Origin of the sequence: Chryseobacterium sp. MFBS3-17 (assembly GCF_020687745.1) — a bacterium.
Classification (GTDB): domain Bacteria; phylum Bacteroidota; class Bacteroidia; order Flavobacteriales; family Weeksellaceae; genus Marnyiella.
The window spans coordinates 1-25,384 of record NZ_JAJEWK010000007.1; the positions used below are offsets into that span (position 1 = coordinate 1).

At 47.5% G+C, this 25,384-nt stretch carries 17 protein-coding genes and 1 tRNA gene; 14 read left to right on the forward strand and 4 right to left on the reverse strand.

The annotated features are described in order from the left end of the window. Positions 1 to 255 precede the first annotated feature (255 nt). The 7 genes from LKO26_RS04710 (at position 256) to LKO26_RS04740 (ending at position 9,025) form a co-directional block, all read left to right on the forward strand. Positions 256 to 1,461: an NAD(P)/FAD-dependent oxidoreductase gene (locus LKO26_RS04710; protein WP_227586695.1), complete on the forward strand. Its 1,206-nt coding sequence runs from the start codon at positions 256 to 258 to the stop codon at positions 1,459 to 1,461. Positions 1,462 to 1,605: 144 nt separating this feature from the next. Continuing rightward, positions 1,606 to 3,519, forward strand: a complete 1,914-nt coding sequence (locus tag LKO26_RS04715) for a heavy metal translocating P-type ATPase (protein ID WP_227586696.1) — start codon at positions 1,606 to 1,608, stop codon at positions 3,517 to 3,519. A gap of 306 nt (positions 3,520 to 3,825) precedes the next feature. Then, a complete protein-coding gene (locus LKO26_RS04720) occupies positions 3,826 to 4,497 on the forward strand; it encodes a hypothetical protein (RefSeq protein ID WP_227586697.1) in 672 nt (223 codons plus the stop codon). A gap of 107 nt (positions 4,498 to 4,604) precedes the next feature. Continuing rightward, complete coding sequence (locus LKO26_RS04725) at positions 4,605 to 5,195, forward strand: hypothetical protein (protein WP_227586698.1); 591 nt, start codon at positions 4,605 to 4,607, stop codon at positions 5,193 to 5,195. A gap of 10 nt (positions 5,196 to 5,205) precedes the next feature. Further along, on the forward strand, positions 5,206 to 7,932 hold the full coding sequence (locus LKO26_RS04730) for a hypothetical protein (protein WP_227586699.1): 2,727 nt from the start codon (positions 5,206 to 5,208) through the stop codon (positions 7,930 to 7,932). A 104-nt stretch (positions 7,933 to 8,036) separates the two neighbouring features. Next, entirely contained in the window at positions 8,037 to 8,594 is a 558-nt protein-coding gene (locus tag LKO26_RS04735; RefSeq protein ID WP_227586700.1) for a hypothetical protein, read from the forward strand. 104 nt (positions 8,595 to 8,698) lie between these two features. Then, the gene (locus LKO26_RS04740; protein ID WP_227586701.1) at positions 8,699 to 9,025 is read left to right on the forward strand and encodes a hypothetical protein; all 327 of its coding nucleotides are present in this window, start codon (positions 8,699 to 8,701) and stop codon (positions 9,023 to 9,025) included. A gap of 261 nt (positions 9,026 to 9,286) precedes the next feature. Here LKO26_RS04740 and LKO26_RS04745 read toward each other — a convergent pair. Continuing rightward, positions 9,287 to 9,367, reverse strand: a tRNA-Leu gene (locus LKO26_RS04745). Between the two features lie 171 nt (positions 9,368 to 9,538). Then, positions 9,539 to 10,030, reverse strand: a complete 492-nt coding sequence (locus tag LKO26_RS04750) for a VOC family protein (protein WP_227586702.1) — start codon at positions 10,028 to 10,030, stop codon at positions 9,539 to 9,541. 407 nt (positions 10,031 to 10,437) lie between these two features. Between LKO26_RS04750 and LKO26_RS04755 the strand changes: the two genes are divergently transcribed. From LKO26_RS04755 to LKO26_RS04770, 4 genes are read left to right on the forward strand one after another with little or no spacing between them, the layout of a single operon-like run. Then, positions 10,438 to 11,934 carry an ankyrin repeat domain-containing protein gene (locus LKO26_RS04755; RefSeq protein ID WP_227586703.1) on the forward strand — a complete coding sequence of 499 codons (1,497 nt, stop codon included), beginning with the start codon at positions 10,438 to 10,440 and terminating at the stop codon, positions 11,932 to 11,934. A gap of 8 nt (positions 11,935 to 11,942) precedes the next feature. After that, a complete protein-coding gene (locus LKO26_RS04760) occupies positions 11,943 to 12,434 on the forward strand; it encodes a DUF2271 domain-containing protein (protein WP_317206367.1) in 492 nt (163 codons plus the stop codon). 3 nt (positions 12,435 to 12,437) lie between these two features. After that, positions 12,438 to 14,633, forward strand: coding sequence for a PepSY domain-containing protein (locus LKO26_RS04765; protein WP_227586705.1), 2,196 nt, complete (start codon positions 12,438 to 12,440; stop codon positions 14,631 to 14,633). Further along, complete coding sequence (locus LKO26_RS04770) at positions 14,634 to 15,614, forward strand: FAD:protein FMN transferase (protein WP_227586706.1); 981 nt, start codon at positions 14,634 to 14,636, stop codon at positions 15,612 to 15,614. A gap of 54 nt (positions 15,615 to 15,668) precedes the next feature. Here LKO26_RS04770 and LKO26_RS04775 read toward each other — a convergent pair whose 3' ends face one another. Further along, complete coding sequence (locus tag LKO26_RS04775; protein ID WP_227586707.1) at positions 15,669 to 18,725, reverse strand: DNA polymerase III subunit alpha; 3,057 nt, start codon at positions 18,723 to 18,725, stop codon at positions 15,669 to 15,671. 85 nt (positions 18,726 to 18,810) lie between these two features. Beyond that, positions 18,811 to 19,968, reverse strand: coding sequence for a DNA polymerase IV (gene dinB / locus LKO26_RS04780; protein ID WP_227586708.1), 1,158 nt, complete (start codon positions 19,966 to 19,968; stop codon positions 18,811 to 18,813). Between the two features lie 61 nt (positions 19,969 to 20,029). Here dinB and LKO26_RS04785 point away from each other — a divergent pair, with 61 nt between their 5' ends. From LKO26_RS04785 to LKO26_RS04795, 3 genes are all read left to right on the forward strand, one after another. Next, the gene (locus LKO26_RS04785) at positions 20,030 to 20,797 is read left to right on the forward strand and encodes an XRE family transcriptional regulator (protein WP_227586709.1); all 768 of its coding nucleotides are present in this window, start codon (positions 20,030 to 20,032) and stop codon (positions 20,795 to 20,797) included. 236 nt (positions 20,798 to 21,033) lie between these two features. Then, the gene (locus LKO26_RS04790) at positions 21,034 to 21,990 is read left to right on the forward strand and encodes a T9SS type A sorting domain-containing protein (RefSeq protein WP_227586710.1); all 957 of its coding nucleotides are present in this window, start codon (positions 21,034 to 21,036) and stop codon (positions 21,988 to 21,990) included. A 387-nt stretch (positions 21,991 to 22,377) separates the two neighbouring features. After that, complete coding sequence (locus tag LKO26_RS04795; protein ID WP_227586711.1) at positions 22,378 to 25,359, forward strand: SusC/RagA family TonB-linked outer membrane protein; 2,982 nt, start codon at positions 22,378 to 22,380, stop codon at positions 25,357 to 25,359. The last annotated feature ends 25 nt before the right edge of the window (positions 25,360 to 25,384 follow it).

Here is a 25,384-nt window from a genome sequence, read left to right on the forward strand (position 1 = left end):
CCTTTAAAACACCTGCAATCTTTGCAGGACTGAATGTGCTCTTTTTCATTGTCTTAATTACGATTTAAAGTTAATTAATTTTATACTTTTAAACCGTACTGTTTTCGGGGGAGCTTACAACTCCGGCGCTATAAATTCTGTACTGCGCAGATTTTAATTGTTTTCATAAAAATAACTCCTGAATCAATTGTGCATCGAAACTGTATGTTGGTACCCGGAATTATTGTACATTTAATTTTAATAAATGGTGAACCTATGGACCTTAAATCGAACGAACCGTTCTGGCTGATTAAAAACGGACTGCTCAGCTCTTATCCCTCGCTGAGGACAGATGAATCCTGCGATGTGCTCGTGGTGGGCAGCGGAATTACCGGCAGCCTGCTGGCGCACCAGATGGTGAAAGACGGCTACAAAACCATCCTCATAGATCAGCGTGAAGTGTGCAACGGCAGTACCAGCGCCACCACCTCCATGCTGCAGTACGAAATAGATGTGCCCCTGTGCAGACTTTCGGGAATCATCGGCAAAGAAGACGCTGTGGCAGCATACAAAGCATGTGCACAGTCCATAGCTGACCTGCACGCAGTGAGCCGTGAAATTGGTTCCCGCGCCGGATTCAAAAAGAAAAAATCACTCTATTTTGCTTCCCGAAAGAAAGATGTGGCCTGGCTGAAAGAGGAATTTGAAGCCCGCAAAGAGGCAGGTTTCCGGGTGAAATGGCTGGAGACGGCAGAAATTCATGAAAAGTATGGTATTCAGAAGGCATACGGCGGAATTCTTTCACGCACCGGGGCCAGTGTAGATGCCTTCAGGCTGGCACATGAACTGTTGAAATACAATGCAGAAAAAGGTCTGCAGATTTACGACAAGACCCGCCTGGAAACCGTGAAGTATTCCAAAAACCACGTCACGGCAGAAATGAATTCGGGATTTACCATCAAAACCAAAAAAATCATCTACTGCGTGGGTTATGAAAGTCAGCAGATGATTCCGGAAAAATTCGTGCAGCTGAAATCTACCTTCGCCGTGGTATCGGAAATTCAGAAGGATCTTGCTCCGGAATTTCAAAACACCTTGTTCTGGAATACCGATGAGCCTTACCTCTACATGCGCACCACATCAGACGGCCGGTTGCTGGCAGGCGGTTGCGATGTGGACTTTCAGAATCCGCAGAAACGGGATGAAAGCATTGCCCGGAAGGAACAGCAGATTCTGAAACATCTTTCGGTAATGATGCCGGATCAGCCCTTTTACCCGGACTTCTCCTGGGCCGGAACTTTTGGCGAGACCAAAGACGGCCTGCCCTACATTGGCGAACATCAGAAATTTCCGCATTCTTATTTTGTGCTGGGATTCGGAGGGAACGGCATTACATTTTCGGTAACCGGCATGGAAATGGCGTCTGCTTTTATGAAAAAGAAATCCCATCCGCTGGCCCACTGTTTCAGATTCGGAAGGTAGAGGATTCCGGTTGGTAACAATCACTTTTTTTGGTGAATATCAGTCCGGCAAACTCGCCAACATGCCGGAATCTTCACGATTTTTCCGTAACTTTGGAGGGAAACCACCGGATTTTTGCTGAAATCCTTTAATCAATAATGTCCTATGTCTGATTCCTGTTGCACCCCGGATGCTCAGCATCATCATCATCACGATGAGCCAAGTCTTTTCGGGCAGTTGTGGCCTGCGGTGCTGTCGTTGGTATTGCTGATCGCCGGGCTGGCGATGGATTATGGTGTTCCGCAGTTCTGGTTTAATGGATGGCTCCGTTTTGTATGGTATTTTGCCGCATATCTTCCTGTAGGCATTCCGGTACTGGCCGCAGCGGTAAAGCACTTGCGTAAAGGAAATTTTTTCAATGAATTTTCGTTAATGGGAATGGCCACCATCGGGGCTTTTGCCATCTGGGAATATCCGGAAGGGGTGGCGGTGATGTTGTTTTACTCGATTGGTGAACTGTTTCAGGATCTTGCTGTGTCCCGTGCGCGCAGAAACATCAGTGATCTGTTGGATCAGCGTCCCGATGAGGTCACCCTTTCTGAAAACGGCACGCTGAAAACGGTGCCTGCAGCCGCAGCAGTTCCGGGCAATATCATCCTCCTGAAACCCGGTGAAAAACTGGCGCTGGATGGTGAGTTGTACTCCGACAGGGCGTTTTTTGATACAGCGGCGCTGACCGGCGAGAGCGTTCCTTCAGCAAAAAATCGGGGTGAAACCGTGCTGGCAGGGATGATCAACGGTAATACCGTAGCGGAGGTGCGGGTTACAACAGCCTATCAGGACAGCAAGCTGAGCCGCATTCTGCAGTTGGTGCAGGAAGCATCGGCCAGAAAGGCACCTACAGAGCAATTTATCCGGAAGTTTGCCGCCATTTATACACCGGTAGTATTTTTCCTGGCTTTGGGCATTTGCCTGCTTCCTTATTTCTTTGTCGCAGATTATGATTTCCGCGTGTGGCTGTACCGGGCATTGGTTTTTCTGGTCATTTCATGTCCCTGTGCGCTGGTTATTTCCATTCCGCTGGGATATTTCGGAGGCATTGGCGCCGCAAGCCGGAATGGTATTCTGGTGAAAGGCGGAAATTACCTGGATGCCCTGGCACAATTGAAAGTAGTGGTGGCAGATAAAACCGGAACGCTTACCGAAGGGATGTTTCAGGTTCAGGACGTGGTTGTTTTTCCTGAGTTTGACCGGACCGAAATTCTGAAACAGCTCGGGGCTTTGGAGGCACACAGCAGTCACCCTGTGGCACAGGCTATTTGTGACTTTACCGGAAACCGTGTTGCGGAATGGACGTTACAGGATGTTCAGGAGTTTCCGGGTGAGGGCATGAAGGCTTCTATGAACGGGCAAATTTTGCTTGCGGGCAATAAGAAACTTCTTCAGCGTTTTGGTGTACCGGCAGATGCACTTCCGGAGCCGGTTGTGACTACGGTTTTCATGGCATTGAATTCCCTGCCTGTCGGGTACATCACCATTGCAGACCGCATCCGTGCGGATTCTGTGCAGGCGGTTCGGGAGCTTCGGGATATGGGAATTCCGGTCGTTATGCTCAGTGGCGATCATGAGGCCGTGGTGCAGCAGGTTGCAGGGGAACTTGGCATTCAGAAAGCATACGGCGGTTTATTGCCCGAAGATAAGGTGGAAAAACTCAAAACCATCCGTGCTCAATATGGAACGGCAGCGTTTGTTGGTGACGGGGTGAACGATGCTCCGGTTATTGCACTCAGTGATGTGGGCATCGCCATGGGTGGTCTGGGCAGTGATGCCGCCATCGAAACAGCCGGAGTAGTCATTCAGGAAGACAGGCCATCCCGTATTCCTGCAGCCATCCGGATCGGGCGCAAAACCCGGCGGATTGTCTGGCAGAACATCATCCTGGCCTTTGGAGTTAAGGCAACGGTCCTCATTCTGGGTGCGGGTGGCATGGCCTCACTGTGGGAAGCGGTCTTTGCCGATGTGGGCGTGGCACTTCTCGCCATTTTAAATGCCGTCAGAATTCAGCGGGTGCGGTATTGAAAGACTTCTCCCGGGAATGGTAAATGTCTTCAGCGGAATACCTGGCACTTGGTATTTCCGATATTCATCATTTATAGTTTTCTTTATTTTCTATTTTCTTAGGAATAATATTCCGGAATTTTTTACTTTTAAAAATGAATTATTTTCTGTTTTGAGAGTGTTTAATTGATAAAGTGGAGTAAAATGTATGTATTTCATAAATATTTTTGTTAAAAAAGAATATAAATTATGTATATTTTAAATTAATGGTTTATATTTGTGCCGTACAGGGGAGACCTTGTAAAAAACACACACAAAAAAACAAAGATGATGAAAAAGAAGCACCCACATGCTCAATGGGGTAGGCTGATCCTTCGGTGGTCAGGCCTTTTATGCTTCGTACTGCTGTTTCTGCCCGAATCTCTGCGGGCTTATCATTCTGAAAGTATACCCTTTGTTTCTGATTCGTTAAACGCTGTAGCGCAGCAACCGCAGCAGATTACAGCGAACGGTAACGGTAATGCAACTGTGTACCCTGAGCATTCCCGCGATGAAATTGCACCGCATTCTGTTCCGGATCCGAACCCTGTGAAAATCTATGTGAACGGAGCCGTGATTGTAGATCCGGGCGGAGTGATGAGCAATGCCGAAATTGTGTACACGGCTCCCGAAAACAAGTCCGCCCCGGCAATTATAACGCCCGAAAAGCCGGTTTTCAAAGCGGTAAAAACGAAAGTATTTACCAAAAATGCACCTGCACGGAATTATATTCAGGATACTTCTTCCAAAGAATCCATCAATGCTTGGCATGGCTCCAAAAAAGCAGCCTGCGATCTGCAATATTCTAAAAAGATTGCGTTTCGTGAAAAGTTAACGGTTGCGGCAGCTTCTTACACTGCTGAACCAGATGCAATCCTGTACCAGCACGCCGTGTTGCAGGATCCTGAGGTAGGACAGCGCAACGCCCGGGCTCCGCCTTTTTTCTTCTCTTTTCGGTAAAATACCGTCGTGTATTTCCCGGGATTTTCATGTAAACCGACCGCCATTTTTGCGGCCGGAAGGAATCTCCAACTTTAAATTCAAACTTTAACACAAATAAATCAACCATGAAAAAATTAACAACTGTTATTTTTCTGGGATGTATGGTCGGCTATTCGGCATTGGCTCACGCGCAGACCACCATCCAGAACCTGAATACGTTGCTGGGCACCGCTGCTCCTGGAACGTCTTCACCGGGCATTTCTGCTCCGGGAATATCAAGTCCGGGAATATCAAGTCCGGGAACTGCCTTGCCATCCGGCCCGGATATCGCTGCACTGCAACAGGCATTTTTCGGTGTGCATGGCTCTATGTCCGTACAGGACAATCAGTCGGTCATCTGGGAACGCGCCGGCAATCCGGTGCATGCCATGATGGTTCAGCAGGCGGGAGAAATCACGGCCATGCTCAGTGGAGCGCACGCAGATCAAGTGTTCCGCATCAGACAGCTCAGAATCCGGCATAGTGCCATCGGTACAGGGACAGAATTGATTGCTGCGGTACAGCAGATGCCTAATCTGGAGCAAATTTTTATCATTGGCGAAACCAATATGCCTTCTGATATCAATACCCAGCTGGCTGCTTTCCGTACAGAACTGGAGCAAAACCAGATCAATCCGGTAAATGTTTATTATTATAACCAGGGTATTTCCCAATAACACAATGACAATGAAAATAAATTCAGCCTATTTAAAGAATATACGAAGCATGTGGATGCTGCTGCTTTGTTTGGCAGCAATGAATCTGTCTGCGCAGCTGGTTCCGTTTGTACCCAGAATCTCAAACGCTGTAGGGGCACCGCACACGGGACAGCAATCTTATAACCTGAAAGGGGATTTCCAGATGATCGGAAACTCCAACCTGGGAGCTGCCGGAGACCCAAATGGAACCAGTACCACCGGAGCCAATGACACCAACATGGTCTATTTCAATGTAGATAACCATCCGGGCATTGTAAACTCTTCTTCTGCAACCTTGGCATTCCCGGCGGTAGCAGGCGTAGATCATAATTGTACAGAAATTATTTATGCAGGTCTGTACTGGTCCGGAAGAGCCGATACCTCAGGTACAGCACCGGAGCAGTTCAACGTGGTAAAAGGGGCAACTCCTGATGTAAACACCAATGTGACCAATAATAACTCCAATAACGGTTACACGGTGACCATTACTTCGGCGAATGACAATTCTTCCAACACCAGTGGTGGTAGCGACCGAAGAATAGCCACTTATACCTTTATACCTCAAGGCGCGGGTGACGAGGTTGTTTTCAGATTTTATTCCTGGAGAACGGGGATTCTCTTTAATACTACGTATCATGGTAAGGTTACGGTTGAGGTAGGTACGGGTTCGGAAAATGAAGTTGCATCAAGTTTAGCAAGTACCGGCGACAATAACTATGTAGTGACGCTTACCACACCTTATGCATTGCCGCAAGGGGCAGGAATCGTACAGAGTCTTCGCAAAAGAAGAACCGATAATGGCATAAATGGTAATTTTTATGCCACGGTTCAAACGCCCGGTAATCCCGGTGTGACGGTTTCCCTGGATAAGAGAGCGGTAAAAATAAGACATGCCGGTGCGACTGCTTACGAGGATGTCACCAGTGACGGAATTTATTATCCCGCTAATTCTGCAGGTTATATGTTCTCCGGGTATTCAGATGTGACCAATTACGTGAAACAGCATGGTTTAGGGGAGTATTTTGTAGGTAATATTGCTCTGAGGGAAGGGACCTCAGACGGTACAGGATATTACGGCAGCTGGGGAATGGTTGTGGTCTATGGAAACTCCAATATGACCCAGCGAAGCATCACCGTGTTCGACGGACATGCGTATATGGCCAGCAACGGACCCAATCAGACACTTGATGTCACCGGATTCAAATCTACTGCATCCGGCGCAGTGCGTGCTACCATCGGGATGATGGCAGGAGAAGGAGACCGTGCCTACACTGGAGATACCTTTGGAATCCGCCAGGGGCCAACTGGATCTACGTACCTGTATCTGAATCACAGTGGGCAAACCAGTACTTCAAGTACCGGCTATAACAACTTCTTTAACTCTTCGGTTACCATTTCCGGAAATCCGGCCCGAAATCCGAATAATACCAACAACTATGGTTCAGACATTCACATGTTCGATCTGGTTAATACCAATAATACCATTATCGGAAACAACCAGAACTCTACGAGTTTCCGGTTTACATCTACTCAGGACACCTATATTATTTACAGTATCGTGTTTGCGGTGGATTCCTATATTCCGGAGCCTACTTTAACGATGTCCGGCGTGGATACGGGCAATGGTATTCTGCAGAACGGAGATACTGTAGTACCGGGACAGCAGTACACCTTGAAGTTTGATGTGGCCAATCAGGGAAATGAGGCCGTGGAAAATGTGGTGCTGAGAGTACCGGTGCCGTATAACCAGCATTTTGTGCCGGGAAGTTTTGTGACCACCTGGGATACCGCAGTGCTGGGGCCACAGACTACAGTTCCCGCATGGGTAGGTCCCAATCCGGGAGATGATCCGAATCTGGTAGCCGGCGGTTATCTGGAATGGAATATCGGTGATTTGCCACTGATGCCTCTTGCACAGAGACATCAGGTACTGGCCAGCATGCAGGCCGGATTCAGGATAACCACAGACTGCAGAATTCTGACCACCAGTGCCTGTGCACTTTCCAGTATTGGCGGAAATGTATCCGGGCAGGGTGTTGAGTCTGATTTGCCGGTAGTGCGGCCTTCTATCCGTGCCTTTGTGGGCACCTGTTCTACTCCGGTGTTTGAGGAAGTGACCTTCAGTCTGAATGTGGATGCATCCACTCTGAGCTGTCCGGCTGATATCGGAACCATTGGTGGTCAGGGAGTCAGTATCTACCACAGCACAGGACTTACCGTTCCTTATGCGAATATTGCCAGTCTTTACCCGGTAGGTACTGTATTTTATTCTGTTGCGCCTACCGCAGCCGGGTTTAATGAAACTACGCATCTGGTAAGCGGACCGTTTGCTGCACCATTGCAGAACAATCAGAATATCCGGTATTATGGCGTGGCACCGAATATGAGTCCGTCCTGTTATTTCATCGTAGAGGTACGCCGTGCCATTTGCTACGAACCTGCGGTGACCGGTGCAGGAATTGATACCCAGATGGGAATTACCCTGCTGAAACGTGGCGGAGCTGAGAATGGTAACTGGCCTATGTCCCGTGAGGGAGGGTTCATGGCATTGGAATCCAATTCCAAAGGTCTGGTCATCACCAGAATGTCTACTGCTCAGATTAATGCCATCAGCAATCCGGCAGAGGGAATGATGGTTTATAATACCACACTGAACTGTCTGATGCTTCATGACGGAACGGCCTGGAAGTGTTTTAATATCCCTACCTGTCCGTAATCAGAAACCGGGTGGAACAGCAGAGATGTGGTTCCACCCGACTGATGCAGAGCCGAAAGCCCTCAAGGCTTTCAGTAATTACATTAACTTTTAAATTAAAAAAGATGAAAAAATTTAAAAATACAATCCTTGCTATTGCAGTGTTCGGTCTGGTATCGGCTGCCGGAGTATTGCAGGCTCAGGTCATCATTGGTGATGACACCGGAACTGCGGCCAATAAAACTTCGGTGTTACTGGAGTTTGCCAATACCGGAGACCGCGGTATTATTCTTCCTGCAGTGCGTACATTGCCTGCAGCAACGCCGGGAACTATTCTTCTGGACGCTACAGATCCGGCACAAGCCAAAGTAGTTCTCTACAATGGCGGATGGGTAGATCTGAGCAGTGAAAATACAGCCGATGTGACTGCATTTATGGCTACCCAGCCCACCGGCATTACTGAGGGTACTGCCAAAACCGTTATGGGAGCCACCAGCTCTTCGGCAGATGGGGTGCTGGTGCTGGAGTCCACTACCAAAGCCATGGTATTGCCCCATGTGGCGACTACCGATGATGTGATCAATCCCGCACCGGGAATGATGGTGTACGTGAATCAGCCGGGATCTAAAAAGCTGGCCGTTTTCAACGGTGGCAGCTGGACATTCTGGGGAGCAGCAGATTAAAATACTGCATCTTCGGTTATGAATAACCCTGAAGCTTCTGCTTCGGGGTTTTTTATGCATCTGAAAAATGTGTATCTTGTACCTGCTAATTTTAATACCATAAAATGTCATCTACAAATGAAGAGCACTCTTACCTGCCGGTACACCCGGACTATCTGGAGGTGATGGAAGAGCAGGTGGCCCGGGAACAGTCCGGGAAGATTTTTTATTTTGATGAGTCCGGAAAGGTGGCCGATGCCGCCGGTACAGCTGTAGCATTGAAAAATATGGCAGGCGAGGGTGTTTTTGTTATGCTGGATTCCGGTGCGCGGGTACGTGTAGACCGCATCATCACCATGTTTGGAAAGCCAGGCGCGGCCTTTGACGAGTATGATGCGTATGCCAATGCCTGCATGGACTGTCTGGGCGGCTACGAGAAAGAAGATTTATAGAGTACCGCCAGGTATTTTTGTGGTGGAAAGGTTTCCGTGACCATCCTGAATGCGGTGAACTGAAGGACGGAGCCTTCTCCTAGCCCCGGTGGAAGCGGCTACCCCGGACCCGCCGAAGGCGGGGAGGAGTAATAGCGGACGACGGGCAGAGCAGTGACCCGAAGCCGCGCACGTGAAGCTCCAAAAAATAAAGTATTGATTTCTAAGGATTTACCCTAAATAAAAACCCTCTGTGAACTTTCGTTACAGAGGGTTTTTTTGTACCCGAGACTGGACTCGAACCAGCACACCTTACGGCACTGCCACCTGAAGACAGCGTGTCTACCATTTCACCACTCGGGTTTAGCGACTGCAAATATATTTTTAATATTGCAATTGTGAAAGTTTTTTGTGAAGTTTTTTACGGTTTGACACCACTTTTTTTTCATCTCATCAGTCTTGTATGCGGGAGTCTTTGAATGTCAGTGAGTTCTGGAGCAAGTGGCAAAAATGTAAAAAAGCCCGGACAAACATTTATTCCTTCAGTTCGGCGCGTAAACTTTGCAGATCCAGCGGTATGGTGTACATTTCCAGTGAGCCGTCTGCCTTGCTCGGCAACAATTTCTGCGGACGGTCCCAGTACAATTCCACACCATTGCCATCCGGATCATTCAGGTATAATGCTTCCGAAACACCATGATCACTAGCACCCGTGAGGGGATAACCGGCCTTGCGCAAACGGTCAAATATTTCTGCCAGATTCCGCCGCTCGGGGTACACAATAGCGGTATGGTAGAGTCCCACACCACTGCGGGGCGCCGGTCCTGAGCCTTTGCTGTGCCAGGTATTGAGTCCGATATGATGATGGTAGCCACCGGCCGACAAGAATGCAGCCTGATCGCCGTACATGGTGGTAATCTCAAAACCGAGTAAATCCCGGTAAAAGGCTATGGAACGCTCCAGATCCGAAACTTTAAGATGAACATGACCGATGCGGGTCTCTGTTGGGATTTTGTAATTTTCCATAGGGTGGTTTTTTTGGTTGATGAAATTAGTGGTGGTAATTATAAAAGTAAAGGTACGAAATTGAACGATTTTTGTCTTCTGGCTGACGGATTTTGATCCCGTATTCAATCATGTACTGCAAAACACTTAAAAGTATAATGTTTTAAATAGCAGTTTTCAGTTTTATTTTTTAGATCTAGTAGTATAAACTTTTTCAGTGTAATGTTCTGGTTTTAGAGTTTTTATAAAGGTAAACCGGTAAGGGGATTCTGGCTTCCGGTGAGGTCTTACGTTACGCTGACGGCTTATTTTTGTCAGTTTTCCAGAATTTATGCGGGATTTTATTTGTCTGTGTATTATTAATGTTTACTTTTGTTATTTGTAATTATTATAAATAAAAATTAGACTTTTAGTAAAGCTTTTTATAGATGAGAAAAACGTTATTTACTGCTGCTTTCTGTCTGGCAGCCATCTTCGGAAAGGCCCAGCATAATACTTTGATGGATGGAAATTTCTGGAAAAATAATCCTACCATTGATGCCGTAAAATCCGAAATTGCCAAAGGAAACAGCCCTTCGCAGCAAAATGCAGGTTTTTTTGATCCTGTGGTGATGGCCATTAATAATAAAGCATCCAATGCGGTGATTGGCTTCATGCTGGAGCAACCCGGAAACGCTATTGATAAAAAGACCCACCATTCCAGAACCTATCTACAGTGGGCAGCTGCTGCAGGCAATCTGGAGCTGGTTCAATCTCTGTTAAAGAAAGGATCAGATATTCACTATAAAGACAGCCACGGCGCCAGCGTTATTCAGTATGCTGCGCAGGGCGGCAATAAAAATACGGCCGTTTTTGATGAACTGATTCGCGCCGGTGCAGATGTGAAAGCCCGAGATGATGAGGGCGCTACGCTCATGATGCTTTCTGTTGCGGGTGACGATGATCTGAAACTGACAGAGTACTTTACCTCCAAAGGACTTTCTGTAAAAGATAAAGATCAGCACGGCCGTACGTTGGCAGATTATGCAGCAAAACTTGGAAATCTGGATATTGTAAAAAAACTAACTGAGAAAGGAGTGCAGCCTACCGATCAGGCTTTATTTTTTGCCGCTCAGGGTTCCCGAAGCAAGCAAAACGGTATGGAAGTATACCAGACGCTGATTTCTCAATATAAACTGAATCCAAAAGCCGTGAACCCCAATGGGGCTACCATGCTGCAGGTGCTGGTACGCAGGCCCAATATGGACATCATTCAGTATTTCCTGAATCAGAAGGTGGAGGTGAGCAAAGCAGATAAAGAAGGCAACACTGCACTGATGGTGGCTGCCTCCGGAAACAATACCCAATTGGCAGAAACACTTTTGGCTCAAGCTAATAATGTAAATGCAGCCAATGAAAAAGGGGAAACAGCACTGACCAATGCGGTGGCCAACGGATCTGCGGAAATGGTGGCGGTACTTCTGAAAAACGGTGCAGACGCTGCAGCAGAAGACAAAGCAGGGAATAATCTCGCGTTTTACTGGATCAACTCTTACAAGCCTGCAGGCCAGAGTGGCAGAAATGCAGCTCCTGCGGGTAATGACTTTAATGAAAAAATGACGTTGCTGCAAAATGCTGGTCTTGATCTGGCAGCACCACAGGCACACGGTGCTACGTTGCTGCATATTGCGGCAGATAAAAACGATGCAGCTCTGGTAGAAATTGCGGCAAAACTGGTAAAAGATGTGAATGCACAGGATGCAGACGGCAATTCGGCATTGCACAAAGCTGCACTCACGGCAAAAGATGACCGGATTTTGAAAGCCCTGCTGAAAACAGGAATCAATAAGGCTCTGAAAACAGAGTTTGACGAAACCGCTTACGATCTGGCCAAAGACAATGAATTTTTAACCAAAAATAAAGTATCGATCGACTTTTTGAAATAATGAAGAGCATGAAGAACCAATGGAGATGGCTGGCAACAGCATTTTTCACCCTGTTGTTTTCTGCCCAGGCTATGGCGCAGACTACCAAGTATAAAATCATGATTCAGATGCAGAATTATTCCGGTAAGGAAGCGTATGTGATTGTTTCCCTGATGAATCCTAAAGGCGGCTACGAAAAAACACTTTCGGTACTGGGAGATGACAATGAATGGTATAATACGCTGAAGGAATGGGATAAATTCCGCACCCGGAAAAATGAAAAATTAAATGCCGTTACCGGCGCGTCTGTGGCCGGGGGTGCCCGCGCAACACGGGTGATAGAATTTGACAGTGCGTTGCTGGACAAAGGCTATAAAATTCGTTTCGAATCTGCCGTGGAAACGCAGAAATACCATAGTAAAGATGCCGAAATTGCGCTGTCGTCCGCAGCCTTAAACAACAAAGCAGGAATTACAGGAACCGGCTACATCAGAAATGTGCGGTTCATAAAAGTGCAGTAAAACATGACGTTATCCATCTGGAGATATGCCCACCTTCTGCTGGCCATCATATCTTCTGCCTTTCTGATTATCCTTGCCGCTACCGGTGTGATTCTGGCATATGACGCCATAGATGAAAAACTGCCGGACTATAAAAGTGAACAGTTTCAGGAGCTTACGCTGGCGCAGGTATTGCCCTCGCTGCGTGACAATTATTTTGAAGTGCTGGAACTGAAAGTGGATCACAATAAGTTTGTCGCTTTGGATGCGATGGATGATCAGGGTGATGCGTTTCAGGCGTACATCGACCCCGGAACAGGTGAGAAAATTGGTGAGATTCAGCAGAAAAGTGATTTCATTCAATGGATTACCGCATTACACCGGTCTTTGTTTCTGAAGGAAACCGGCCGCGCCATAGTCGGTGTGGTGTCGTTTCTGCTGTTTCTGATTTCAATAAGCGGCTTTATTCTCATCCTGAAAAGACAGAAAGGTCTGCGGCATTTCTTTGCCAGAATCAACAGAGATTTCTTTTCGCAATATTTCCATGTGGTAACCGGTCGCTGGCTGCTTATTCCCGTCCTGGTTATTGCTCTTAGCGGTACCATTATTTTCATGGTGCGTCTGGATTTTTTTAAGGGTGAGCCAGAAGAAATCATTCACATCACTTCAAATCATGCTGAGCCTGTACCATTAAGCGAAATCAGCTTTTTTAAAAATACCCGTCTTGCCGATGTACAGAAAGTGGAATTTCCGTTCATCCCCGATGATGAGGCTGAACCTTTCATCGTTCATTTGAAAGACCGTTCGGTGAGGGTAAACCAGGTCACCGGTGAGGTGATGTCAGAATCACTGTATCCTTATTCTGCAGTGCTGGAGAGAATAAATCTAGATTGGCATACCGGCCGCACCAGTATACTCTGGGCGGTGATTCTGGGTCTGGCTTCCCTCAATATCCTCTTTTTTATTTACAGCGGATTCGTGATCATGTTCCGCAGAACGAGGATCAAAATTAAGAATACTTTTAAAGTCAAGTATGCCGAAATCATCATTCTGACAGGATCAGAAAATGGTACCACGTTGTTTTTTGCCAATCAGATTCACAGGCAATTACTGGGCGAAGGGAAAAAATCTTATCTGGCAGAGATGAATCAGTATCAGCAGTTTCCTGCAGCACGTCACCTGATTGTGTTTGCGTCCACCTACGGACTGGGCGATCCGCCTGCCAATGCAGACCGGTTCGAATCACTGTTGAAATCCATTCCTCAGAAGCAAAAAATACAGTTTTCTGTAGTGGGATTCGGATCTGAATCGTATGAAGAATTCTGCGCTTTCGGCCGCAAAACAGATGCGCTTCTGGAAGAGCAGCCGTGGGCAGAGAGACTCACTGCTTTTTATACCGTCAATGACCGCTCGCCCGAAGATTTTGTGCGCTGGGCACACGACTGGAGTGAGAAAACGCTCAATGCACTGGCCACTGCGCCGGCGGTATATCATACCCGGGTTCCGGATTTAAGGAAGTTTGTCGTGACCGGAAAAACAAATGTCACAGAGGACAACACCACCTTTAAAGTGGTGCTGAAACCGAAGAAGAAAAACGGTTTCGCTTCAGGTGATTTGTTGGCGGTGTATCCCGCAGGCGATCGCAGAGAGCGGTTTTATTCCATTGGCAGGATTCAGAATGAAGTGCAGCTCATGGTAAAACTGTTCCCGGACGGATTGGGTTCAGGCTATCTGCACCGTTTAAAACCGGGCGATGAAATCAGTGCCAGAATTATGCGCAATCCGGATTTTCATGTACCGGAAACGGCTCAGAATATCGCGATGATTGCAAATGGTACAGGCATTGCACCCTTTCTGGGAATGATTCATGAAAATACATCAAAGAATAGAATCCGCCTCTATACGGGTTTCAGATATGATAATGCGCAGGCGGCGGAATACCGGTCGTTTGCCGGACAAATGATTGCAGAATCCCGCTTGCATGAAATTCATTTTGCCTTTTCCCGGGAAGAAAACGGGCAGTATGTCATGGATCTGATTCAGCGGGACCGTGTTTTCTTTGCAGATTTGCTGAAGAATGGCGGCACCGTCATGATTTGTGGAGCGCTGAAGATGCAGAAAGATGTAGAAAGCGTGCTGGATGAAATATTGCAGATGCACAACCAGCAGCCACTGTCATTTTACGCAAGCCGTAAGCAGATTCTTACCGATTGTTATTAAATGAAAATGACGGTAAATTTCAGATTATTCTTCGCGGCAGCGGCACTTTTCCTGTTCATAGTCGGTGGCTTTGCACAGGAACGGGTGATGTCGCGGGATACCATACTCATGGGTACTCAGTTCCGGATTACGGTGATAGACCGGGACAGCAGTGCAGCTGCCATAAACATTCATAAAGCCATAGATGAAATCGTGCGGATTGAAAATTTAATTTCCGAATGGCGGCCTCATACTCAGATTTCAGAAGTCAACCGCAATGCAGGAATGAAGCCGGTGAAAGTAGACCGTGAAGTGTTTGAGCTGACCCGGCGAGCGGTGCAGTACTCGCTCTTATCCGGTGGTGCATTTGATGTTTCTACTGCCGCAATGGATCGGGTATGGCGGTTTGATGGTTCTATGACCCGACTGCCTTCGGAGGAAGAAATGGCGGCTTCTGTGCGGAATGTCAATTACCATAATATTGTTTTAGACAGTATTCAGTCTACTGTTTTTCTGCGTGAAAAAGGCATGAAAATAGGCTTTGGGTCCATAGGCAAAGGTTATGCGGCAGACCGCGGGCGTGCTCTGCTGAAAAGTTTGGGCGTGGAAGGCGGACTGGTAGATGCTTCCGGGGATATGTCGGCATGGGGCGTGAGGCCGGATGGTGAGCCCTGGACGGTGGGAATCCGGAATCCGTTTAAGCGGCACAAAATGGCGGGCGTGCTGAAACTGAAAGAAGAGTCGGTAGCCACTTCCGGGAGTTATGAGAAATTTGCCGAAATACATGGCGTGCGGTATTCGCACATCATCAATCCCAAAACCGGAATGCCTGCTGTGGGACTTACCAGCGTTACGGTGTACGGACCCTCTGCAGAATTTGCCAATGCACTCAGTACCTCGGTCATGGTTCTGGGCAAAAAAGAAGGCCGCAGACTTTTAAAAAAATATCCTGCTTATCGTTTTCTGCTGATTGAGGATTCCGGTAAAATCAGACGGCGGTAAAGTCAGTTGTTCCGGCTTTTTTTTGTAGTTGATATGACCTGAATCCTTAATTGTTCAGTTGTTCATCTTCATTCTGGGCAGGCCTATTTCGTGTTCCTGAGGATAGGGTTTCCGCCAGGTCATGCTCACGTCTTCGTTGATTTTACGGTGTACCTCATATTGCCTGTCCGGGTCTGATGTGTAGCGCGGATCCGGGATAAAGGGCATTTTGGCCATTTTTTGAATGGTGATGGTGGGAAAATGAAAATCTACTTCCACCGTGCCCAGCAGCAGGTAGCAGCCGCCCCCCTGAAAAGGATACTCCTTCAGATTATCCGGAAAATGGGCGGTATCAAAATACTCACCTTCTGCATCTATCCACGTCCCGAAAAACATGGTGCCGCGCTTGGTAGGCACATGCTTCCGGGAGATCAGGTAGGCCAGCATTTTCACTTGCTTTTTGTGGTATTTCAGCAGGTCAGCAGCCATCACGCTGCCACGGTAGCGGGTTTTCAGCAGGTCAAAAGGAGAACAGGATACTGGAAATCCCAGTATGTCAATTTCATCAAACGCATCTTCATACGGGCTTCTTTTCAGTTCGGGCAACTGGTAACTCAGCGGCGGCTCCCCGAAAACCGATAAAAAACGATGCTCCGGCCGGAAGTTCACCATGAGCATCCGCGCTTCAATGAGCAGTTCGTTTTTTTGCTTGCCGGTAAATCTGAAGGCTCCTGTAAAAATCAGGGTTTGCAGGGTTTCTGTCCCTATGGGAACACGGCGTATGAAATTTTCCAGTGAAGTATAGGGGCCGCCCTTTTTGCGTTCCTCAGGAATCAGCACCATCAGTGAATTTTCCAGTTTCTCTATGTGTTGCAGACCCAGAAATACCTCTGTGCCATACACGGTGGTTTCGGTCTCGCTGTGGTTTACACATGGATTCAGAATGGCAGCTCCCGCCATGCGGCATTCATGCACATAGACTTCGGTCCGGTAGAATCCGCCTCCGTTATTGATGGCTGCCACCATAAATTCTATGGGATAATAGGCTTTCAGGTAGAGACTCTGGTAACTCTCCACGGCATAGGAAGCAGAATGGGCTTTACAGAAAGAGTATCCGGCAAAGGATTCGATCTGCCGGTAGACCTCACGTGAAAGTTCCTCCGGATGGCCCCGTTTTCTGCTGCATACAAAAAAATGATCTTTTACCTCCTGAAGTTTTTTCAGCGAACGGGTTTTGCCGCTCATGGCCCGCCGCAGAATATCTCCCTGGTCTGCAGATACGCCGCCGTAGTGCAGCGCAATTTTAATGACGTCTTCCTGATACACCATAATCCCATAGGTATCGCCCAGGTGTTCTTTGAAAACCGGATGAAAATATTCAAATTTACCCGGATTATTGTGCCGGAAGATGTATTCCCGCATCATGCCGCTCTGTGCCACGCCGGGCCGGATGATGGAGGAAGCGGCGATCAGGGTTTTGTAATTGTCGCATTTCAGACGGCGCAGCAGTCCGCGCATGGCAGGACTTTCAATATAAAAACAGCCGATGGTTTTTCCTGCACTCAGGAACTCATTGGCCAGTGTTTCATCTTTGTAAAGGGCAGTATCGGTAATATCTATATTGATTCCTTGGTTTTTTCTGATGATTTTCACACAGTCATTGATGGTGCCCAGTCCGCGCTGAGAGAGAATGTCAAATTTCTCAAAACCAATTTCTTCGGCTACATGCATATCAAATTGTACAATGGGAAAGCCTTTGGGGGGCATTTCCAGAGCAGAAAAGTTGGTGATGGGTTCTTCTGAAATCAGAATTCCGCAGGAATGCATGCTGCGCTGGTTGGGGAATTTCTCCAGCAGGTTGCCGTATTTGTGTATGCGCTGCACCACACTGTTGGCATCGTGGGTGTGCAGAGGTCTGGTGGCCAGGGCATCCAGTTCTTCCTTGGGTAATCCGAAAGCTTTACCAATTTCCCGGAAAATAGACCGGTATTTGAATTCCACATTGGTGCCGCAGAAAGCCACATGATCCCGGCCGTATTTGTCAAAAATATATTCCAGAATGGTATCGCGGTGCTGCCAGCTCCAGTCTATGTCAAAATCCGGAGGTGAGTTGCGGTTCAGATTCAGAAAGCGCTCAAAATACAGGTTCAGTTCCAGCGGGCAGATGTCGGTAATGCCCAGGCAGTAGCTCACAATGCTATTGGCCCCGCTGCCACGGCCTACATGCATGAAACCTTTGCTTTTGCTGTATTGTATAATGTCCCAGGTAATCAGGAAATAGCCGCTGAAGTTCAGTGCACTGATGACCTGTAGCTCCCGTTCGGTACGGCTGTAGGCTTCTGTGTCATTTTGGGGATATCTTTTCTTTAACCCTTCATACGCCAGTTTGCGGAGCAGTTTTTCATCTTCTTCCTTGTTTCCGGTGTAGTATTGTTTGTTTTTCGGGGCAGAATAATTAAAATGAAAGTCGCTTTCCCTCAATATTTTCCGGGTATTGGCAATGATTTCGGGATACCGGCGGAAGGCATGCGTGAGTTCGGAGAGCGGCCGGAAGGTTTCATTCTGTGCGCAGCAGTCGTCCCCGGTGAGTTTGGAAATCAGGGTGTTGCCGTCTATGGCTCTCAGGATGCGGTGCAGGTTATAATCTGTTTGGGTATGAAAGGTTACGGGCTGCAATACCACCATTTTACCGGTATGCGGTTGCCATTCCCGGCGGATGAGGCGGTTTACTTCCTGTTCCCGAACGCCAATGTATTCATGAGGTCTCAGGGTTTCCGGGGTATTGCTCATGGGGTAAATGATGGTTACCTGGCTGAAGTCCGGAGCCTGCAGCGACAGGGGGATTCCCTGACAGTTGTGGTGGGTGAGGAGGCGGTTTATTTCGCCCAGACCACTTTGTTCCCGGGCAATGGCAATATACAGCAGGCGGTTATTTTCGCGGATTTCTATCCCTGCAATGGGTTTGATGCCGTGTTTTTCGCATTCTTTTTTAAAATCATACAGTGCGCTCACGGTATTGATGTCGGTAAGGGCCAGTTCCCGCAGTCCCATAGCGGCAGCCTGTGCCACCAGATTTTCTATGGACAGGGTGCCGAAGCGCAGACTGTGATAGGTATGACAGTTTAAAAACATGAGGTAAAATTACGGTCCGGTTTGTTATTTTAGTGAAAGGAGAGGGCGTTTTTGGGCACGCTCCGTTTATTCAGCCATCCCGGTTTCAGCCCCGGAAATTTCCGGATTCAAAGCCGGAGGCACGTCCCACCGCACTGCTCCCGAAACGGTTTTTGATGCGGTCCATGGTTTGGTACAGATTCATCAGTTCCTCGGTGTCTTCAAAGAGATCCATCTGATGATGGCCGTGCACCAGGCCGGTGAAGCGGAGTCCTACCAGCCGCAGCCTCATGCGGCGGGTATAGAGTTTCTCAAAAAGATCCAGTGCACACCGTGTCAGGGTATGGTCTGCAGCGGTATAGGCCACCCGGCACTGTTTGGTTTCGGTGTCAAAATTGGAATAGCGTATCTTCAGCACTACGGTAGAGGTGAGCCATTTCTCCTTGCGGAGCTGGTAGGCCAGTTGTTCTGCCATGCCGGAGATGAGGCTTCGCACCGCATGGATGTCCATGGTATCATTGCTGAATGTGCGTTCCGTGGAGATGGATTTTCTTTCGGAATACGGAACTACCGGAGTTTCGTCTATGCCATTGGCTTTTTTCCAGAGTTCAGTGCCGTTCTTCCCAATCATTTGCTGGAGTACCAGCACGGGCATCTCAGATAAAGTCTGAATGGTACGCACGCCCACACGGGAGAGTAACCGAAAGGTAGCATCGCCCACCATCGGAATTTTTCGGATGGAAAGCGGATTCAGAAAAGGTTTTACCTGGGCTTCTTTTATCTCTAATCTGCCCACCGGCTTGGCCTGTCCGGTTCCGATTTTGGAAACGGTTTTATTGGTGGACAGCGCAAAACTGATGGGCAGTCCGGCCTCTCGGGTGACGGCTTCTGCCACCTCTCTGGTCCACTGGTAGCACCCGAAGAAGCGGTCCATGCCGGTAAGATCCAGGTAAAATTCGTCTATACTGGCTTTTTCTATTACCGGTACTTTTTCCTGAATGATTTCTGTAACGGTATGGGATAGCCGGGAATACATTTCGTGGTCACCGCGCACCACCCGCGCCTGCGGACAAAGCCTGAGGGCCATACGTATGGGCATGGCAGAGCGGACTCCGAAATAGCGTGCCTCATAGGAGCAGGAAGCCACCACACCGCGGTCTCCGCCGCCTATAATGACCGGTACACCATGAAGTGCGGAGTTTTGCAGCCGCTCGCACGATACAAAAAACGTATCCAGATCCATATGTACAATCGCTCTTTCCATGGTACAAAATTATTCCATTTTGTATCAGAAATACGTATCTTTGTTGCTATAAATTATAGCAATGTCCATTTTATCAGAAAACATGCGGTATCTCCGCGCCCAACTGGGAGACTCTCAGCAGAAGACCGCAGACGCACTGCTCATTACCCGAGGCCGCTATGCCAAATACGAAGACGGCGCCACCGAGCCGCCCATTGAGATTCTGCTCCGCATTTCCCGGTATTTCCATGTGAGCATAGATTTGCTGGTGTCTGTGGATATCCGCAAATATCCGCTGGATACCATTGTGCAGCTGCCGGATAACCGCATTGTGCTGCCGGTGACGGTGGACCGGGCGGGGGATAACCGTATAGAAATCATTCCCCACAAAGCACGTATGGGCTACCTGAGCGGTTACAGCGATCCGGAGTATATAGAAAGTCTGCAGCATATTTCTCTGCCCTTTCTGCGGAATGGCAAGTACAGAGCGTTTCCCATGGAAGGAGATTCTATGCCGCCGTATCATGACGGTACTTTCATCATCGGGAAATACACAGAATCTCTGGCAGACCTGAAGGTGAATCAAACCTATATCTTCATTACCCGAAATGAGGGAATTGTGTACAAAAGACTGCTGAACATCTCTCCGGGGAGCCTTACCGTGGCTTCAGACAATACGTTCTATGAACCTTATGTCATTAAAGCTTCAGACATTCTGGAAATCTGGGGGTTTGCCTGCAGTATTTCCACGCGTGCTGCAGAGGCAGAAGATGCCCACAGCAAGACGGTAAAAGAAATGTTGTTCGAGATAAAAAAGGAAATCCGCGATCTGGGAAACCGGAATGCCTGAGCGTTATATTGATGAATCATCTGCTTTTAAAACTATAATCGCTGGGTTCCGATTGGTAATCCGGGGAATAATTGAACCGCAAATCAGGGTTAATTGGCCTCTTCAGAATGGTTGCTGAGCTTCAGTGGCTTCATCATCATTTTATTAGAGTTAAGGCGTCCTTCAAAAAAAGTAAACACAAACATCCTATGCAGGGAATATTATTTGTAACTTTATCTGATTAAAAAATATTTCCTATGAAAAATACACTACTTTTTTCCGTGATGCGGAAGTTCCGGATACGGCCGCATGGCTTCAGAAATACGCGGATTACTGCTCTTTGTTCGGGAGTGTTGATCCTCAGTGCATCTGCCCTGCAGGCACAGACTTCTGTACAGGTGCCCGATCCATCAGCTACCGTTTCCGCTTCGTTTATAGGTCCATATGCTAATGCAGCCAGAACCTACCAGATGATTATTGATGATTCCCAACTGACTGCCCTTAACGGCAAATATCTTACTTCTATAGCCTTTCGTCTGAACTCATCGGCTTCCACCAACTGGCCGGCAACGGACGCCACCTATGGAAGCTACGAAATTTACCTGAGCGATGGGGTGGAGCCGGCAAACCGCCAGCTGAATTTTGCTGCAAATGTGGTGGGTACCCAAACCCAGGTGCGTGCCGGTGTGCTCACTATTCCTGCCGGAGCGCTGACCGCAGGCGGCTCACCCAACGCCTTCAGTTATGATCTTGTTTTTGATACGCCTTACCAGTACACCGGAACCAATCTGGTTATTGAGATACGCCATACCGGCAGCAATGCCAACAATACTTCTGTGAATGCCATGGGAACGAGTTCGGCCGGTTACGGAACGCTGTTTACTGCGTGCTGGGTGGGCAACAACAATGTTGCCGGCGGCAATTTTGCGGCGGTGAAGATTAATTCTGTAGATAATCTGGGCGTGAAGTCAGTGGAAATAGAGTCCGGATTCAGCATCTATCCGAATCCGGTGCAGGAAATCCTTTATATAAATTCTGACAGGGAAATCACAGAAATTCACATTTATAATATGGCGGGACAGAAGATTTATTCACAGAAGGACCGTATCAGAAATCCTGAAATTCCGGTACAGGGGTGGGCTGCCGGTACGTATGTAATCCAGACAGTGGATAAAAACGGGAATTCGGCCTCCCGGAAATTCATCAAGCATTAGCCCGTGCATGAAAGATTGAATTGAGAATCAACAACAGGTTTTTCACCAGTAGCACCCTGCAAAACGAACTTCAAAGTTTCACTGCAGGGTGTTATTTTTTCATTAATAATATAAAAGTCTGAAGTGAGGCAGTTTAACCCCTATGAATGCTTTCTGGAGGGTGTGAAAACGCGGCTTCCGGCATTAAGATATTCTAATTGCTGCAAAAACACAAGTAAAATCCGGATTAAATATAGGTAACATCAGCTGATGCCTGATAACCATAGAATTACCGTATGTTGTTAAGGTTTGATTCAACTTCTATTGGTAAATCCTTAAAGAAGTGTTAAAGTTCTCTTAAAGCCTTCCTGCTCCGGTCGGGGTACTTTTGCATCAAAATAAATCGACGTGAAAAGAAATCTTCAGAAAATTCTGATTCTTGTATTAGCAGGGACTGTAACCGTAGAAATGGCGGGGCAGCAAAGACAAGACACATTGAAAGAGAGACAAATTGAAGAAGTGGTGGTTACCGCTTTGGGGATTAAAAGACAAGACAAATCATTAGGGTATGTGGCTGAAACGGTGGGCTCCGAAACTTTTGAGGAAACCCAGAACAATAACTGGGCTCAATCTATGGAAGGAAAAGTGGCGGGACTTAAGATCCAGACTTCCGGTGCAGGACCTCTTGGCTCTTCCAGAATTACGCTTCGGGGCGAAAAATCCATGTTTATGGATAATAACTACGCGCTGATTGTGGTAGATGGTGTACCCCTGAGTGACGGTCCCAGAGTGAACTCCGGAACCGGAACTTCAGCTTATGGAGCAGGATCCGGCGGGGATTTGCCTGTAGATCTCGGAAACGGACTGAACAGCATCAACCCGGATGATATAGAAAGTGTAACCGTACTGAAAGGAGCTTCTGCAGCCGCACTATACGGATCCAGAGCCGCTAATGGTGCTTTAATGATTACCACCAAATCCGGGAAGAGCAGAAACGGAAAAATGCAGGTAACCTTTAACTCCTATGCCAGTTTTGATTCTGTTCTGAAGTGGCCGGATTATCAGCATGAATACGGACAGGGAACCCTGGCCAAAGATACCAACGGCAATTTTTACTATTCTTACGGCGCCTCGCCAGACGGTGTAAGTACCGGAGGAACCAGTAGTGCCTTCGGACCCAAGTTTGACGGACAATATTATTTTCAGTACGACCCCACGGTACAGGGACAAAGCCTTACACGCCAGCTGTGGAGGCCTTATAAGGATAATGTGAAAGGTTTCTGGGATGTGGGTTCCACCTATTCGAACAGTATTGCCATTGAAAATTCCAATGACAAAACCAGTTTCAGAACCTCACTTACCTATCTGGATAATGAATGGATGATGCCCAATACCGGGTTCAACAGGTTTAATTTTGCCGGATCGGTATCGCACAAAATGAATGACCGCCTGAAGTTATCTACCAAATTTGCCTATAACAGGACCAAAAGTGACAACCTGCCGGCTACCGGCTATAACAACCAGTCCATCTCTTATTTTATGATCTTCCAGAATCCGAATGTGGACCTGGCATGGTACCGCCCCATCTGGAAAGAAGGTCAGTATCAGATAGATCAGATCCATCCCTTCAGTTCTTTTATAGATAACCCTTATATGATTGCATATGAAATGCTGAATGGTGTAGATAAACGCAATATTACCGGAAATATTACCATGGATTATGCTTTCAGTAACAAGCTGAGTCTGATGCTGCGCTCCGGAATTGAGTTTTTGAATGAAGAACGTACTACAAAAAGACCCTGGAGTTCTGCCAACTATCTGAAAGGATATTACAGAGAACAATTTATCAAAAATCAAGAGTATAATAATGATATGCTCCTTAGCTACAAAGACGGGTTCGGAAAATTTGATGTGTCCGCATCTGTGGGAGGAAGTATCCGTTACAATGAATATGTCATGAACGACTATCAGGCTGTAGGTCTGAAGAATCCCGGAGATTATGCACTGACCAATGCCGTTTCTTTAATTACCAAAGTCCCGAAACCCTATGATGAACAGGTAAACAGTGCCTATGCGTTGGTAACGCTGGGTTATGATAACAAAATTTTTGTGGATTTGACCGGTCGTAATGACTGGAGCAGTACCCTTCCGAACGAAAACCGCTCATTCTTTTACCCTTCTGTGAGTACCAGTTTCATTCTTTCTGATTTACTTAACCTCAGGTCATCCAATTTTAATTACTGGAAACTGCGCGGATCGTGGGCCAAGGTGGGAATTGACGGATCTCCTTATCAATTGACCAAATATTATGATCTGGATGATATTCCGGGCGGGGTTACGGCACCGGGAACTTATCCGAACCCGCTGCTGAAGCCGGAAATCAATACCAATATTGAAACCGGAATGGATTTCGGACTTTTCAATAACCGTCTGAATTACAGCTTTACCCTCTATCAGAATAACACGGCCAATCAGATTATCCGCATTCCTATGATGTACGAAACGGGATATGCTCACCGCTGGATTAATGCCGGTGAAGTGCGCAACCGGGGGATAGAGATGAGCCTGGATGCCACGCCCATCAGGAAAGATAATTTCCGGTGGAAAATTGGAGCCAACTGGTCTACCAATGAGAACAAAATCATGAGCCTGCCGCCGGAGTTCAACAATGAGCCGTACACCATGGCTACTGTAGCAGGTGTTGTATACTTCAATGCAGAAGTAGGCGGATCACTGGGAGATTTGTATGGATATAAACTGATGAGAACACCAGACGGACAGGTTATCTACGGTAGCAATGGCTTGCCGGAAAGACCAGCCCGCATAGAAAAAGTAGGAAATGCATTCCCGGAGTGGAGAGCAGGACTTCAGAATGATTTCCAGTTCGGAAATATCTCGGTGAGTTTCTCCTTTGACGGACAACTGGGCGGTATGGCATACTCACAGTCGCACCACAAGATGTCTGAACAGGGTAAACTGAAGCATACTCTTGTCGGAAGAGACAGCCCGGACGGAACCATTATAGGACAGGGTGTAGTACAGAATCCGGACGGCAGCTTCAGCCCGAATACCAAGCCGGTGACCCTCAGTTCTTACTATGGAGATTACTACCGCAGAGCGAATGTGGAAACCAATACGTTTGATACTTCATTTATTAAACTGCGCGATGCCAGAATTGGTTACTCTTTCCCGAAATCCGTGATTGAACCCCTGAAACTGAATGATCTGACCATTGCGGTTTTTGGCAAGAATCTATGGATGTGGACAGAATATCCGCTTTTTGACCCGGAAGTAGCCACGTTGGACAACAGTACCATCACGCCCGGTGTGGAAATTGGTCAGCTACCGTCTGCCAGAACCATCGGTTTCCAGCTGAATGTTAAATTTTAATCAGTTAAAAATATTGAATACAAGT